We start from the raw sequence: 15224 nt of genomic DNA, 5'->3' as shown, positions 1-15224 counted from the left end.
GCCCCCTCCCACATTGGATCTGCATTGTTTGTCCTAATACCTTATGACTGGAAATCCACTATGAAAAAGACATTCCTCAATAACCCAGTCAAAGCACTGGCCCTGGCCTTCGGGTTGTTCAGCTCGGCGGTGTTCGCCGCCGATGCACCGTTGAAAATCGGCACCACCGCGGCCTTCGCGATTCCCCTGGAAGCCGCAGTCGCCGAAGCCGGCAAGCAAGGCTTGAAAGTCGAGCTGGTGGAGTTCACCGACTGGATCGCGCCCAACGTCAGCCTGGCCGCCGGCGATATTGACGTGAACTACTTCCAGCACATCCCCTTCCTGGAAAACGCCAAGGCCGCCGCCGGTTTTGACCTGGTGCCTTACGCGCCGGGCATCATCAACAACGTCGGGCTGTATTCGAAAAAGTACAAAAGCTTCAACGAGCTGCCCGAAGGCGCCAGCGTGGCCATCGCCAACGACCCGATCAACAGCGGTCGCGGCCTGCAACTGCTGGCCAAGGCCGGGCTGATCACCCTCAAGCCGGGCGTGGGCTACAAGGCCACCGAAGAAGACATCGTCGCAAACCCAAAGAAAATCAAAATCCTGCAAGTCGAGGCCGTGCAGCTGGTACGTGCCTATGACGATGCAGACCTGGTGCAGGGCTACCCGGCGTATATCCGCCTGTCCAAGACTTTCGACGCGGAATCGGCACTGCTGTTCGACGGCCTCGACCACCCGGAATACGTGATCCAGTTCGTGATCCAACCGAAGAGCAAAACCGACCCGCGTGTAATCAAGTTCGTCGACATTTACCAGCACTCGCCGGTGGTGCGCGCTGCGTTGGATAAATCCCTTGGCAAGCTCTACCAAGTGGGTTGGGAAGATAAAAAATGACCGCCGCCCACTCTCAACTGCGCGACCTGAGCACACCGCCCAGGGACGCCGAGCAGACTGAACTGCATCCAGACCTGAACCGCGCGCACGTGCGCTTTATCAACCTGGGCAAGACCTACGACGGCACGGTGCATGCCCTGCAAGGCATCGACCTGGCGATCCAGCGCGGTGAGGTGTTTGGCATCATTGGCCGCAGCGGTGCCGGTAAATCCTCGCTGATCCGCACCATCAACCGGCTGGAGCAACCGAGCAGCGGGCGCGTGCTGATCGATCAGGTGGACATCGGCGACTTCGACGAAGACCGCCTGGTGGCGCTGCGTCGGCGCATCGGCATGATCTTCCAGCACTTCAACCTGATGTCGGCCAAGACCGTGTGGCAGAACGTCGAATTGCCGCTGAAAGTCGCCGGCGTGCCCAAGCTCCAGCGTGAGCAAAAGGTGCGTGAGCTGCTGGAATTAGTGGGTTTGCAGGACAAGCACAAGGCCTACCCGGCGCAGCTTTCCGGTGGGCAGAAACAGCGCGTGGGCATCGCCCGTTCGCTGGTGCACGACCCGCAGATCCTGCTGTGCGACGAAGCCACCTCGGCGCTGGACCCGGAGACCACCCAATCGATCCTCGGCCTGTTGCGCGAGATCAACCGGCGCCTGGGCCTGACCATCGTCTTGATCACCCATGAGATGGCGGTGATCCGCGACATCTGCGACCGCGTGGTGGTGCTGGAACACGGGCGCATCGTCGAGCAAGGCCCGGTGTGGCAAGTGTTTGGCAATCCGCAGCACGAGGTCAGCAAGACCCTGCTGGCGCCGCTGCAACATGGGCTGCCGGAAGAACTGCAAAGCCGGTTGCAGCACTCGCCGTCATCAGCGGACGCTGCAGTGGTGTTGCGCTTGCAGCTCACCGGCAGTGCCAGCGATGAACCGGACCTGGCCGCGCTGTTCAGCGCTCTCGGCGGGCGCGTGCGCTTGCTGCAAGGCGGTGTGGAACGCATCCAGGGCCATGCCTTGGGGCAATTGCTGCTGGCGGTGAATGGCTCACCCCACAGCGCCGAAGAACTGCGCAACCGCGCCGCGAATTGGGCACAACAGGCGGAGGTGCTGGGCTATGTGGTTTGATCGTTTAGTACAGGGCGCCATCGACACCTTGTTGATGGTCGGCGTGTCGTCGCTGATTGCGTTGCTGGTGGGGATTCCACTGGCGGTGTTTCTGGTGACCAGCGACAAGGGCGGCATCTACCAGGCGCCGGCGCTGAACCGGGTTCTGGGGGCCTTCGTCAATCTGTTCCGCTCGATTCCTTTTTTGATTTTGATGGTGGCCTTGATCCCGTTCACCCGGCTGATCGTTGGCACCACCTACGGTGTGTGGGCGGCGGTTGTACCGCTGACCATCGCCGCGACACCGTTCTTCGCGCGGATCGCCGAAGTGAGTTTGCGCGAGGTCGACCACGGGCTGATCGAAGCCGCACAAGCCATGGGCTGCCGTCGTTGGCACATCATCTGGCATGTGCTGTTGCCCGAAGCGCTGCCGGGAATTGTCGGCGGATTTACGATTACGCTGGTGACCATGATCAACTCGTCAGCCATGGCCGGCGCGATTGGTGCCGGCGGCTTGGGCGACATTGCGTACCGCTACGGCTATCAGCGTTTTGACACGCAGATCATGCTGACCGTGATTGTGCTGCTGGTGGTGCTGGTGGCGGTGATTCAACTGAGCGGCGATCGCCTGGCGCGGGTGCTGAACAAGAGGTGAGGTATAGTCGGGCCCTCTCAGCGCCCGGTATTCACCGTCATGACCCTCAAGCCCGACGATCTCAACCAGATCACGTCCACCACCCTCGGCCACTACAACACAGTGGCCGAGGACTTCCGTGAAGGCACTCGCGATCACGATGTAAGCCAGAATATCGACGCACTGCTGCGGCATCTCCAAGGTGCTGCGCCGTTCACCGTGCTGGATTTCGGTTGCGGGCCGGGACGGGATTTGCAGACGTTTACGCGAATGGGCCATATCGCCGTCGGCCTGGACGGCTCGGAGCGCTTTGCGCAGATGGCGCGCGAAGACAGCGGCTGCGAGGTGTTGCAGCAGGATTTCCTCAAGCTGGACTTACCCGCTGAACGCTTCGATGGGATCTTTGCCAATGCGGTGCTGTTTCATATACCCAAGCAGGAACTTCCACGTGTGCTCAAGCAACTGCATGGGGCGCTGAAGCCTGGGGGTGTGCTGTTCAGCTCCAACCCGCGGGGTGAGAACCAGGAAGGCTGGAATGGGCCGCGTTATGGGGCTTATCACGACCTGGAGGCGTGGCAAACACTGCTCACCACCGCCGGGTTTGTGGAGCTGGAGCATTACTACCGGCCGGCGGGGTTGCCTCGAGAGCAGCAGCCCTGGTTGGCCAGTGTCTGGCGCAAACCTTAGAGGCAACGCACTTCAAATGTGGGATGGGGCTTGCCCCCGATAGCAGTGGATCAGTTGGAGCATCTTTGACTGACCCACCGCCATCGGGGGCAAGCCCCCCTCCCACATTTTTAACCGTGTTCTTCCTGTTGGGGTTCGCGGATCTTGTACCAGGCCACATACAGCGCCGGCAGGAACAACAGCGTCAGCAAGGTGGCGATGATGATGCCGCCAATCATCGCGTAAGCCATCGGCCCCCAGAACACTTCCCGGGCAATCGGGATCATGCCCAGACTCGCCGCTGCCGCCGTGAGCAGGATCGGACGACGCCGATGCTCGGTGGCTTCCACCACCGCGTCCCACGGCGTGTAGCCGGCCACTTCATATTCGTGGATCTGCGTCACCAGGATCACCGAGTTGCGGATGATGATACCGATCAGCGCCAGGATACCGAGGATCGCCACAAAGCCCATGGGCGTGCCCGTGGGGATCAACGCCAGCACCACGCCGATCAGCCCCAACGGCGCGACACTGGCCACCAGGAACATCTTCTGCACGCTGTGCAGTTGGATCATCAGGAACGTCGCCATCAGGAACAGCATCAACGGCACCACGCTGGCAATCGGGCCTTGGGCCTTGCCGCTTTCTTCCACGGTACCGCCCGTGGCGACCTTATAGCCCACCGGCAGGCCGTCGCTGAATTTGTCGATCTCCGGCTTGAGCTGCTTGACCAAGTCGGTCGGCTGCATCTCGTCACGCACCGAGGCCTTGATGGTGATGGTCGGCTTGCGGTCGCGACGCCACACCAGCGGCTGCTCCAGTTCATAGCGCACAGTGGCGAACGCCAGCAGCGGGATCGAGGTGCCGTTGGGCGTGACAATCTGCAGGTTCTGCAAGGTTTCCGGGGTACCGCGCTCGGCGTCCTCGGCGCGGCCGACCACGTTGATCAGGTAGATATCGTCGTGCACCTGAGTCACCGAGGCGCCGCTGACCACGCTGTTCATCAACTGCGCCACGTCTTCGGATGACAGCCCGAGCTGGCGCGCCTTGTCCTGGGCAATGTCGATGCGCAGCACTTTCCCCGGCTCGTTCCAGTCGTAGATGATCTCGCCCAGGTGGGTGTTTTTATCCAGCAGGGTCGCCAGTTCGATGGCGTGCTTGCGCACTTGGTCGGTGTCTTTGCCGGACACGCGATACTGGATCGGGCGGCCCACCGGCGGGCCCATTTCCAATGGCTGCACAAAGCTGCCGATACCGACGAAGTCATCACGCAGGCGTTTTTGCAGGCGCGCGATCAGCTCACCACGTTCTTCCAGGCCTTTGCTGACGATCACCAACTGCGCGTAATACGGGTTTTCCAATTGCTGATCGAGGGGCAGGTAGAAACGGATCGCGCCCTGGCCGATATAGGTGCTCCAGCGCGTAATGTCCGGGTCGTCCTTGATGATCGCTTCGAGGCGATCAACAGCCTTGCGCGTCTCGTTGATCGAGGCGTTTTGCGGCAGGTTGAGGTCAACGAGGATTTCCGGTCGGTCCGACGACGGGAAGAACTGGTTCTGCACGAACTGCATGGAGAACACCGACGCCACGAACAGGCCCACGGTGATGCCGATGGCCCACCAACGGTTGCGCATGGCCCACAGCATGCCGCCATTGAACGCACGGCCGATGCGCCCCGGCTCAGCGCTGTGGGGTTTCACCTTGGCACTGAGGATGTGCACGCCAATCACCGGCGCAAACAGCACCGCTACCACCCACGACACCAGCATCGCCAGGGCAATCACCGCGAACAGGGTAAAGGTGTACTCCCCCGCCGAACTGGCGTTGAGGCCAATCGGCACGAAACCGGCGACGGTCACCAAGGTACCGGTAAGCATCGGGAATGCCGTGGAGGTGTAGGCGTAGGTGGCGGCCTGCTCCTTGGTTTCGCCTTTTTCCAGGCGCGTGATCATCATCTCCACGGTGATCATCGCGTCGTCCACCAACAGGCCGAGGGCGATGATCAACGCACCGAGCGACACGCGCTGCATGGTGATGCCGCTGTATTCCATGAACACGAACACCAGCGCCAGCACCAACGGAATCGAGCACGCCACCACCAGCCCGGCGCGCATGCCGAGGCTGATAAAGCTCACCACCAACACGATGATCACCGCTTCGAACAGCGCGCTGGTAAAGCCGCCGACGGCCTCTTCCACCACCTCGGCCTGGTCGGAGACCTTATGCACACCGACGCCCACCGGCAGGTCGGCGGTCAGTTCGTCCATGCGCGTGTGCAGCGCCTTGCCGAACGACTGGATGTTGCCGCCCTTCTGCATGGCGATGGCCAAACCAATCGCCGGCTTGCCGTTGAAGCGGAACATCGGCCGCGCCGGGTCGACGTAGCCACGGGTAATCTCGGCGATGTCCGCCAGGCGATAGAAGCGGTCATTGAGGCGCAAATTGACATCGGCCAGGTCTTTCTCCGAAGCAAACTGCCCGGATGTGCGCACTGAAATCCGCTCAGGGCCGGCCTCGATCACCCCGGCCGGGGTCACCGCGTTCTGCGATTGCAGGCTCTGCACCACCTGGCGCTGGTCAACGCCCAACGCAGCCAGTTTGCGCGTGGAGAAATTCAGGTAAATCACTTCGTCCTGCTGGCCGATCATCTCGACCTTGCCCAACCCCGGCACCGAACGAATCTCGGCGCGCACCTGCTCCACGTAGTCGCGCAACTGGCGCATCGACAGGCCGTCGCCGGTAAAGGCGTAGACCGAGCCGAACACATCACCGAATTCGTCGTTGAATGACGGCCCCTGCAAGCCCTGGGGGAAGCTACCGCGAATGTCGTCGATCTTCTTGCGGACCTGGTACCAGATCTCCGGGATGGCCTTGGCGCTGGTGGTGTCCTTGAGGAACACGAACACCGTGGATTCACCCGGTCGCGTGTAGCTTTTCACGTAGTCGAGGGAGTCGAGCTCTTCGAGTTTTTTCTCGATGCGGTCGGTGACCTGCTTGAGGGTTTCTTCCTGGGTCGCGCCCGGCCAGCGGGTCTGGATCACCATGGTCTTGATGGTGAACGAGGGGTCTTCCTCGCGGCCCAGGTTCATGTACGAGAACACGCCCATCAGCAGCGCGACGAACATCAGGTACCAGACGAAGGACTGATGCTTGAGGGCCCAGTCGGATAAGTTGAAGCTCCCTTTCATCGCGGGCTGTCCTCGTCGATTTTGACTTTTTGCCCAGGCTTCAGGCTGTTTACGCCGGCGGTGACGATACGTTCGCCGGGTTTGACCCCACCGTTGAGCAAGGCGCTATCAGCATCACGGCTAAGCACTGTGATGTCGCGCGGTTGCACGGTCTGGCTTTGGGTGTCGAGGATCCAGATGCGGGTCTTGCCGTCGACATCCTGCAAGGCGCTCAGGGGCAACTCGATGCGTGGAGCGATGGCCGAACTCAAGGTCACGCTGATCGCCGTGCCAAGGCGGAACGCGGGCGGTGTTTCGGCCAGGGTCAGGCGCGCGCGACGGGTGCGCGTGGCGCTTTGGGCCTGGGGTTCGATCTCGCGCACAGTGGCAGTGGTGTTGACGCTGGGGTCGAGTTGCCCGGCGACGAGGAACACCACGTCCGGGGGCAGCCGCTCGGCGAGACCGGCGGGCAGGTCGATCACCGCCTCCTTGATGTCCGGGCGCGCCAGGGTCACCACTTGCTGACCGGCGCTGACCACTTGGCCAGCCTCAGCGTTCCAGGCGGTGATAATACCGGCGTGGTCGGTGCGCAGCTCGGCGTAGTTGAGCTGGTCCTTGGCTTGGTTGACTGACGCTTGGGCCTGGTGGAGAGAGGCCTGAGTGGTTTTCAGATCGGTCTGGGCGATATCCAACTGCGCCTGGGCGCCGACGCCACGGTTGAACAATTCCTGCTGGCGGCGAGCGTTGGCCTGGGCGTTGATGAATTGCGCCTGGACGCGAGCGAGGTCGCCTTGGGCGGCGCGCAACTGGTTCTGCTGGTCGGTGGGGTCAAGGACAGCGAGCAAGGCCCCCTTCTGCACTTCAGCCCCCACATCCACGGCGCGGCGGGCGATACGCCCCGACACGCGAAACCCCAGGTTGCTTTCGTAGCGCGCCTGGATGGTGCCGGCGAAGCGGCCGAGGGTTTCCTGGTCTTCGGCCTTCACTTCCATGGACAGAACTGGGCGCACCGGCTCGGGCGCGGGTTCTTCCTTGGAGCAGGCCATCAGCAACAGGCTGGCGGCGAGTATGAGCGTCAGGCGCTTCATGGCTTGGCTCCCTGCTGGGCAATCTCGACCAACATGCCGGGATGCAGCAATTGCCCACCGGCCACGACGACTTTTTCGCCGCCTTTAAGGCCGTCACTGATGATGACCTTACCGGTGAGGTACCGCGCCACCGTGACTTTATGCAACTGCGCCTTGCCGTCGCCGTCGACCAGCCACACGGCGGGTTCGCTCAAGTCTTTGGTCAATGCCGACCACGGCAGCTCGACGCTGGGCTTGGCCGGGCCATTGGCGGTGGCGCTGACCACCGAACCGAGCTGCATGCCTTTAGGCAGAGATTGCAGCGCAATCTTCACCTGCACCGTGCCGGTGTTGGCCGCCACGGCGGGCGTGACTTCACGGACTTTGCCCTGGGCCTTGATGCTGGGGTTATCCAACAGGCTGACGGTGATCGGCGCGTCAGGTGGCGGCTCCACCAACAGGGATTCATAGACGTTGAACACCGCGTCGCGCTCGCCATCGGTGGCCAGGCTGAAAATCGGCACGGTGGCTTGCACCACCTGGCCGACTTCAGCTTGGCGTGCGGTGATCACTCCCGGCGCATCCGCAATCAGCGCGGTATAGCCGAGTTGTTCACGGGCGTTGGCCAACTGGGCCTGCGCGGCGGCCAGGGCACTTTGGCTGCTGCGCAGCGCGGCCTGGGCAGAATCGTATTCGCTGCGGCTGGTGTAGCCCTTGGGCAGGAGTTTTTCCTGGCGCACAAAGGCAGCGGCAGTCTGTTTGACCCGCGCCTGTTCCGCCACGACCTGGGCCTGAGCGGAATCGACGTTGGTTTGCAAATCCTTGGGATCGAGCTTGGCCAGCACTTGTCGGGCGGTCACGCGGTCGCCCACATCCACCATGCGCTGGATGATTTTTCCGCCGACGCGGAAGGACAAGTCGGTTTGCACGCGCGCCTGGATATCCCCGGTCAGCGTGACTGCCGCGGCGAAATCCGCGGGCTGCACGGTTTGCACAAATACTCGGGAATGCTGCTTGGGTTCAGCCTTTTCCTGGCCGCAAGCGCTCAGCAACACCACTAAACCCAAACCGACGATACAGATGGAAATACGACCGCCCATGCAGACTCCTTGTGCGCGATGCGATGTGCCAGTGTGTATGCGACTGTGAGCTTAGATCAGGGTTCCTTATCTGCATGGGGAAGGCGTATTGAGGGGGGTTCACCGGCCTCATCGGGGCATAGGTATCTACACAACGTTTGCTCAACGCTGAACGTCCGGCAGATAGGGCTGTTGTGGCGAGCGGGCTTGTCCCGTTCGCCACAGGGAGATTTGTCAGGGTTTGAAAGTTGTGTAGATACCCATGCTCCCAATAGCGGCATAACAGTCAGCGCAGAACTAGCCCTGCCACTTCCCGCCTTCAACAATCACACTCTCAGGCTTGGTGTCATCGCTCAGTTCTTTGCGCACATATTGGTCATACAGCTTGAGCAGGAATTTCTCCTCACCCAACTTCGCCAACTCGGCATTCACCCAGTCACGCAGTTCGACGTTGCCCTTTTTCACAGCAGGCGCGATGGGCGCTTCGTCGCCGAGTTTCTCTTCCAGCACGCGGTAGCCTGGGTTCTGCTTGGCCCAGCTGAACAGCACCAGGTTGTCCTGGGCATAGGCATCGCCACGGCCAGCCGACAACGCTTGCAGCGACTCGGAGTTTTTCTCGAACTTGAGCAGTTTCCAGTCCGGGTGGTTCTTGGTCAGCCAGATGTCAGCAGTGGTACCGGTAGTGACGATAGTGGTGCGGGTGGCCAGATCGTCCAAGCTTTTGACCGAGCTGTTGTTCGGCACCAGGGCCTGTACCGCGACTTTCAGGTTGGGGTTGGTGAAATCCACGGCGTCCTTGCGTTCCGGGGTCACGGTCATGTTGGCGAGGATCAGGTCGACCTTATCGCTTTGCAGGAACGGAATGCGGCTCGCCGGCTCGACGGCGACGAATTCGACTTTGTTTTCATCGCCTAACAGGTCTTTGGCGAATCGACGGCCAATGTCGGTATCGAAGCCGACGTAGCGACCAGCTTCATCCACGAAACCAAACGGTGGCTTGTCAGTGAAGACACCAACGATCAGCTTGTCGCGCGCCTTGATCTTGTCGAGGTAGCTCACGGCAGCAGCAGGTTTGGCGGGCTCTTCGGCCTTCTTATCGCAGCCGGCCAGTAAGGCGACGGCCAACAGTGGCAGCAGTAACTTTTTCATAGCAACTCCAGTTCCTTGGTTTTCTTGGGCAGTGTTGACACAAAGGAGAACTTCTCCAGGAACTGCTGCGCGCGTGCGGTTTGCGGGTTCGTAAAGAATTCTTCGGGGGTGTTGTGTTCGAGGATGCGACCGGCCTCCATAAACACGACGCGGTCGGCGACGGCGCGGGCGAAGGCCATTTCATGGGTGACGATGAGCAGGGTCATGCCATCGCGGGCCAGGCCTTGGATCACTTCCAGCACTTCCTTGACCATCTCCGGGTCGAGGGCGGCGGTGACTTCGTCGAACAGCATGACTTGAGGGTTCATGCACAGCGAACGGACGATAGCGATGCGTTGCTGCTGGCCGCCGGAAAGCTGGCGCGGGAAGGCATCGCGCTTGTCAGCCAGGCCCACGCGTTCCAGCAGTTTCTCGGCCTGCTCGCAGGCCTCGCGGGGGTCGCGTTTTTGCACTTTGAGCGGGCCGAGCAGGATGTTGTCGAGCACACTCATGTGCGGGAACAGGTGGTAGCTCTGGAACACCATGCCGATGTCCTGGCGTACCTGGCGCCAGTCGGCATTTTTTTCCAGCAACTCCTTGCCGGCAAACCGCAGGCTGCCGCTGTGGGCCACTTCCAACCCGTTAAGGCAACGCAACAAGGTGCTTTTGCCGCAGCCGCTGGGGCCGAGGATCACCACCACTTCACCGCTTTGCACACTCAGGTCGATGCCCTTGAGCACCTGCTGGTCGCCGAAGAATTTGTTGAAACCCTGGAACTCGATCAATGCGCTCATGCTTGGGCCCAGCGCCGTTCCAGCACCTTGGAGGCGGCCGACAACGGGTAGCAGATAAAGAAGAAAAACAGGAACAGCACGCCGTAGATCAGAACCGACTCATAGGTGCGCTCGATGATTTGCTGGCCCACCTTGATCACATCCACCACGCCGATCAGCACCGCCAGGGAGCTGGTCTTGATGATGCGCGTGTAGACGTTGATGGTCGGTGGCGTCATGCGTTTGAGGGCCTGGGGCAGCAACACGTAGCCGTATAACTGCGGGTCGGACAAGCCAATCGACAGGCCGGCTTCGCGCTGGCCACGGGGCAGCGAGTGCAACGCGCCGCGTACCACCTCGCCCACTTCGCTGGCGCCCCACAACGACAGCACCAGCACCGCGCACCAGAAGCTCGGGATGCTCAGGCCAAAGAAGATCGGCAGGCCAAAGAACAGCAGGTACAACCACACCAGCACTGGAATCGCCCGGAACAGCTCCAGGTATACCCGCAGCACCGCGTTGATCAGCGTGTTGTTCAAGGTGCGCAGCACGCCATACAACACGCCGCCGACCGTACTGAAGGCGATGCTCAAAAACGAAATCGACAGGGTTTGCGCAGCGCCCTTACCCAATTGCGGCAACGACACCCACAACAACTCAAGACCCGAACTGGCCATGCTGGAGCCTCCTTTCCAGGCGGCTGAGCAGCAGCGATAGCGGCAAGAACAACAGCACGCAAATCAGCGTCAGCACGGCGAGCATTTCGTAGGTCTTGTAGTAGAGGGCGATGTAGCTCTTGGTGGTGTAGAGAATCTCCGGCACCGCCACGGCAGAGACCACGGTGGTCTCCTTGAGCAAGAAGATGAAGTTGGCGAACAACGCCGGCAGGCTGAGGATGCCCGCTTGAGGCAGGATCACGTGCCGTAGCAGTTGCCAGTCCGACAGGCCAATGGACTTGCCCGACTCGATCTGCGCCAGCGGCACCGCTTCCACACCGGCGCGCAGCACTTCGGTGAGGTAGGCGCCGCCCAGGAAAGTCATGGTGATGATGGCCGCCCAGAACCCGGAGATATTGAACCCCAGGGCCGGCAAGGCGAAGTACACGAAGAACAGCTGGATCAGCAGCGGCGTGTTACGCGCCAGCTCCACGTACAGCGCTACCAGGCGCGACAGGTAGGGCGTGCGAAACACCAGCAGCGCGGCGTTGATCAGCGCCACCAACAGCGAGGTGGCAATGGCGATCAAGCCTACTTGCAGTGTCACCCCAACGGCTTTTAGAAACGCCGGCAGGGTGCTGAGGATAAATGCGAAATCGAAGGTCATCTTGAGTCCATATCGCCGCATGGGTAATGCCGCGAGCGCAGTCCGTTCCGGCGTGGGTAACGCCGGGTAGCGCGAACTCTAAAGGTATAAAAAGCAAAATTTAAATACCTAAATAGCATATTGATATCACCCAAAAAGATAACCCCCGGATTCGCGGGTTGGACAGGTGGCAGCTATGGTTGGGGGGTCTGTTTTTCGAGGGAATGAACCATGAACAAAGCGAAACCGATTGATCCGCAGGAGCTGGTGAAGTGGTTGGTGGCGTTGCGCAGGGCGATTAACAGCCGAGCTCTCTAAAACCACGAAAAATCCAAAGTGAGATGAAGATCAAATGTGGGAGGGGGCTTGCTCCCGATAGGGGTGTGTCAGTCAGTACATCTTTGACTGACACACCCCTATCGGGAGCAAGCCCCCTCCCACATGTCGATTGCATTCCAAATTCCAGGCATAAAAAAACGCCGACGCTCTACAAGCCGTCGGCGTTGAAACCTTGAAGGGGGTTTTGAGTTACATCAGAACGCCGGCACGACCGCGCCGTTGTACTTCTTCTCGATGAATGCTTTCACTTCCGGGCTGGTCAGGGCCTTGGACAGTTTCTGAATAGCGTCGCTGTCCTTGTTGTCCGGGCGAGCCACCAGGAAGTTCACGTAAGGCGAGTCGGCACTTTCGATGATCAGCGCGTCCTTGGCTGGGTTGAGGCCAGCTTCCAGGGCGTAGTTGGTGTTGATCAAATCCAGGTCAACCTGGTCCAGCACGCGTGGCAGCAGGGCCGATTCCAGCTCTTTGAACTTCAGGTTCTTCGGGTTGCTGGCGATGTCTTTCGGCGTGGCCAGGGCGTTGGTCGGGTCTTTCAGGGTGATCAGACCGTTCTTTTGCAGCAGCAACAGGGCACGGCCGCTGTTGGAACCTTCGTTCGGGATGGCAACGGTAGCACCATCTTTGAGCTCAGAAATATTCTTGATCTTTTTCGAGTAACCGCCGAAGGGTTCAACGTGCACGCCAACCACGGTAACCAGGTTGGTGCCCTTGCCCTTGTTGAAGTTTTCCAGGTACGGCAGGGTCTGGAAGTAGTTGGCGTCCAGGCGCTTCTCGGCAACCTGCACGTTTGGCTGTACGTAGTCGGTGAAGACTTTGATTTCCAGGTCCACGCCTTGCTTTTTGAGGGCTGGCTTGACCAGTTCGAGGATCTCGGCGTGCGGCACCGGGGTCGCGGCTACGACCAGTTTCTCGTTGGCCTGGGCGAAGCCGGCAGTCAGGGCAGCCGCCAGAGCGGTAAACAACAGAACCTTTTTCATGCAGTGTCCTTATCGGAATTCCGGGGGCGTCGGTGACGACCGTTTTTATGTGGTGTGCCAGCGAAGTGCTATCGCGGCGTGAAACGGACAATACCTATATTTTTTATTCCCGAACAATATCTTTTATTCACGTTGATATTCCATTTTGCTCATACAGGAATTTTCGCAATGATTCCTGCCCGGCAGGACTGGCAGCGTTGAAAATCCGCTGCAGCTGCTCCACCGGTGAACCCGCCACCGGCAGGTTCAAATGTTCGGGCAAAATCTCGTCGCCACTGCTGACCAGCAAGGCAAAGTGAATAACGTTTTCCAGCTCGCGCGTATTGCCCGGCCAGCTGTGGTGCTCCAGGACTCGCTGGGCAGCGTCGCTGATCAACGGCACCGGCAGGTCCAGGCGCTGGCTGTAGATGCCCAGGAAATATTCGGCCAACGAAAGGATATCGCCGACCCGCTCGCGCAGCGCTGGCAAGTCCAGTCGGCCTTCGCTCAAGTAATGGAACAGTCGCTCATGAAACTTGCCCGCCGCCACGGCCTGGGCCAGATCAATACTGGTGGCAGCTACCAAGCGCACATCCACCGGGCTGGGCTGATGGGCGCCGACGCGGGTAACTTCATGGTTTTCCAGGGCTGCGAGCAATTTCACCTGGATCGGCAACGGCAAGTCGCCGATCTCATCCAGGTATAAGGTGCCGCCATTGGCCGAACCAAACCACCCGGCCCGGCTGCTGGCCGCGCCGCTGTGGGCACCCGCCGCGTAGCCGAACAACTCGGCGTCGGCGTACGTCGGGCTGATGGCGCCGCAATTGACGGAGACAAACAGCCCGGTGCGATCACTGCCCCGGTGAATATGCCGCGCCAGCAGTTCTTTACCGCTGCCGGTCTCGCCGCGAATCAACACGGGCAAAGCACGCGGTGCGAGGCTTTCCAGCTCTTCGCGCAGTTGACGCGAACGCGGGTCGACGAACACCAGTGCCTTGGCACGAATGCTCAGTGGGCTTTTTTCGGCGTCGGGGAAGGTCAGCAACGGCTGGCCGAAGGTTTCATGCAGACTCATGGCAGGCTCCCGCCCCAAATCCACTCAGGGACGGGGCGTTGAAAAAATTTATGCGCTACGCCGGGCGTGGTGCTCAAGGCGGCTTTGCAGGCGATAGAGGTAGGCGAAACCCTGCTCCCAACGCTGGTGGCCGGACTTCACATTGATATGGCCGGCGCCGGACAGGATGCCGGCTTCGGCGCCCCAATTGCGCGCCAGTTCCAGCGCACGCGGGGCGCTGACGGCACTGTCGTTGTCGGAGCTGACCACCTGACTGGGAAAAGGCAGCAAGTCGGTCGGGATCGGCGCGAAGTTGCGCAGGGCTGGAGAGCAAGCCGGACGTTCGACATCAGCCGGCGCCACCAGCAAGGCACCGCGCACCTGCCGCAAGTACTGCAACGGCGCAGCGGCGGCCCAATGGGCCACAGTGATGCAGCCAAGGCTATGGGCGATCAGGATTACCGGCGTGCTGTCGGCAGCGATGGCTTCAGCCAACGCGGCCACCCAGTCTTCGCGACGCGGGGTGAGCCAATCGGCCTGCTCAACGCGCGCGCTGTTGGGCAAGCTATTTTGCCAATGGGTTTGCCAATGATCTTCTGGCGATCCTTGCCAGCCCGGCACGATCAGATAACGAATCGACTCGCTGTGCATGGGTGTGCCCTCCTGCAGCGTTTAACGTTGTAGGACAGTATAGGGACGAGGGTTATATTCGTTAAGGAATAAGAAGCTATTTATTAATAACCAAAAAACCAAATGTATCTAGGCTCAAAATGTGGGAGGGGGCTTGCCCCCGATGGCGGTCCGTCAGCAACAAATAGGAGGCTGATCCACCGCTATCGGGGGCAAGCCCCCTCCCACATTGACTCGATTTCACATTCAATTTGCAGTGGTTTTTAGATGACGTGATGGGTACGAGGCATGCAGTCGATGGTGCGATTTACCACGGTCTTGGCCATTTCCAGCAAATGCCACACCGCATGGACTTTCGAGCGGTCGTGCGGCTGCAGGTGCTCACAACAGTCCCATACGGTGGCCTAGACGCTGTGAATCAGATGGGCGATATAGAGTTGGGCGTCCTCGAAACCGAGGTTG

General features: G+C 60.5%; 14 protein-coding genes. 4 read left to right on the top strand and 10 right to left on the bottom strand.

Annotated elements, in window-relative coordinates:
- The first annotated feature begins 60 nt into the window (after window positions 1-60).
- From LRO94_RS01965 to LRO94_RS01950, 4 genes are read left to right on the top strand one after another with little or no spacing between them, the layout of a single operon-like run.
- Window positions 61-876 carry a MetQ/NlpA family ABC transporter substrate-binding protein gene (locus LRO94_RS01965; protein ID WP_032884914.1) on the top strand — a complete coding sequence of 272 codons (816 nt, stop codon included), beginning with the start codon at window positions 61-63 and terminating at the stop codon, window positions 874-876.
- A complete protein-coding gene (locus tag LRO94_RS01960) occupies window positions 873-1988 on the top strand; it encodes a methionine ABC transporter ATP-binding protein (RefSeq protein WP_095186301.1) in 1116 nt (371 codons plus the stop codon). Before LRO94_RS01965 ends, LRO94_RS01960 begins: the two co-directional genes overlap by 4 nt.
- Window positions 1978-2622, top strand: a complete 645-nt coding sequence (locus LRO94_RS01955) for a methionine ABC transporter permease (RefSeq protein ID WP_003187635.1) — start codon at window positions 1978-1980, stop codon at window positions 2620-2622. Before LRO94_RS01960 ends, LRO94_RS01955 begins: the two co-directional genes overlap by 11 nt.
- Before the next feature lie 39 nt (window positions 2623-2661).
- Window positions 2662-3288, top strand: coding sequence for a class I SAM-dependent methyltransferase (locus LRO94_RS01950; protein ID WP_179179671.1), 627 nt, complete (start codon window positions 2662-2664; stop codon window positions 3286-3288).
- A gap of 110 nt (window positions 3289-3398) precedes the next feature.
- Here the strand turns inward: LRO94_RS01950 and LRO94_RS01945 are convergent, their stop codons facing one another.
- From LRO94_RS01945 to LRO94_RS01900, 10 genes are all read right to left on the bottom strand, one after another.
- On the bottom strand, window positions 3399-6455 hold the full coding sequence (locus tag LRO94_RS01945; protein WP_179179672.1) for an efflux RND transporter permease subunit: 3057 nt from the start codon (window positions 6453-6455) through the stop codon (window positions 3399-3401).
- On the bottom strand, window positions 6452-7522 hold the full coding sequence (locus LRO94_RS01940; RefSeq protein ID WP_095186304.1) for an efflux RND transporter periplasmic adaptor subunit: 1071 nt from the start codon (window positions 7520-7522) through the stop codon (window positions 6452-6454). Before LRO94_RS01940 ends, LRO94_RS01945 begins: the two co-directional genes overlap by 4 nt.
- A complete protein-coding gene (locus LRO94_RS01935; protein WP_032884908.1) occupies window positions 7519-8601 on the bottom strand; it encodes an efflux RND transporter periplasmic adaptor subunit in 1083 nt (360 codons plus the stop codon). The genes LRO94_RS01940 and LRO94_RS01935 overlap by 4 nt, the downstream gene beginning before the upstream one ends.
- A gap of 276 nt (window positions 8602-8877) precedes the next feature.
- Window positions 8878-9729, bottom strand: coding sequence for a transporter substrate-binding domain-containing protein (locus tag LRO94_RS01930; protein ID WP_179179673.1), 852 nt, complete (start codon window positions 9727-9729; stop codon window positions 8878-8880).
- Window positions 9726-10502 (bottom strand): amino acid ABC transporter ATP-binding protein, encoded by a 777-nt coding sequence (locus LRO94_RS01925; protein WP_179179674.1) that lies wholly within the window; start codon window positions 10500-10502, stop codon window positions 9726-9728. The genes LRO94_RS01930 and LRO94_RS01925 overlap by 4 nt, the downstream gene beginning before the upstream one ends.
- Window positions 10499-11158, bottom strand: coding sequence for an amino acid ABC transporter permease (locus tag LRO94_RS01920; RefSeq protein ID WP_032884905.1), 660 nt, complete (start codon window positions 11156-11158; stop codon window positions 10499-10501). The genes LRO94_RS01925 and LRO94_RS01920 overlap by 4 nt, the downstream gene beginning before the upstream one ends.
- The gene (locus tag LRO94_RS01915) at window positions 11139-11804 is read right to left on the bottom strand and encodes an amino acid ABC transporter permease (protein ID WP_003187615.1); all 666 of its coding nucleotides are present in this window, start codon (window positions 11802-11804) and stop codon (window positions 11139-11141) included. The genes LRO94_RS01920 and LRO94_RS01915 overlap by 20 nt, the downstream gene beginning before the upstream one ends.
- Before the next feature lie 512 nt (window positions 11805-12316).
- Window positions 12317-13099 (bottom strand): MetQ/NlpA family ABC transporter substrate-binding protein, encoded by a 783-nt coding sequence (locus LRO94_RS01910; RefSeq protein ID WP_095186308.1) that lies wholly within the window; start codon window positions 13097-13099, stop codon window positions 12317-12319.
- Window positions 13100-13226: 127 nt separating this feature from the next.
- Window positions 13227-14153: a sigma 54-interacting transcriptional regulator gene (locus tag LRO94_RS01905; protein WP_179179675.1), complete on the bottom strand. Its 927-nt coding sequence runs from the start codon at window positions 14151-14153 to the stop codon at window positions 13227-13229.
- 48 nt (window positions 14154-14201) lie between these two features.
- Window positions 14202-14783 (bottom strand): alpha/beta hydrolase, encoded by a 582-nt coding sequence (locus LRO94_RS01900; protein ID WP_032884898.1) that lies wholly within the window; start codon window positions 14781-14783, stop codon window positions 14202-14204.
- Window positions 14784-15224 lie beyond the last annotated feature (441 nt).

Origin of the sequence: Pseudomonas sivasensis (assembly GCF_021391435.1) — a bacterium.
Classification (GTDB): domain Bacteria; phylum Pseudomonadota; class Gammaproteobacteria; order Pseudomonadales; family Pseudomonadaceae; genus Aquipseudomonas; species Aquipseudomonas sivasensis.
This window is presented reverse-complemented; position numbering and strand designations above follow the sequence as displayed.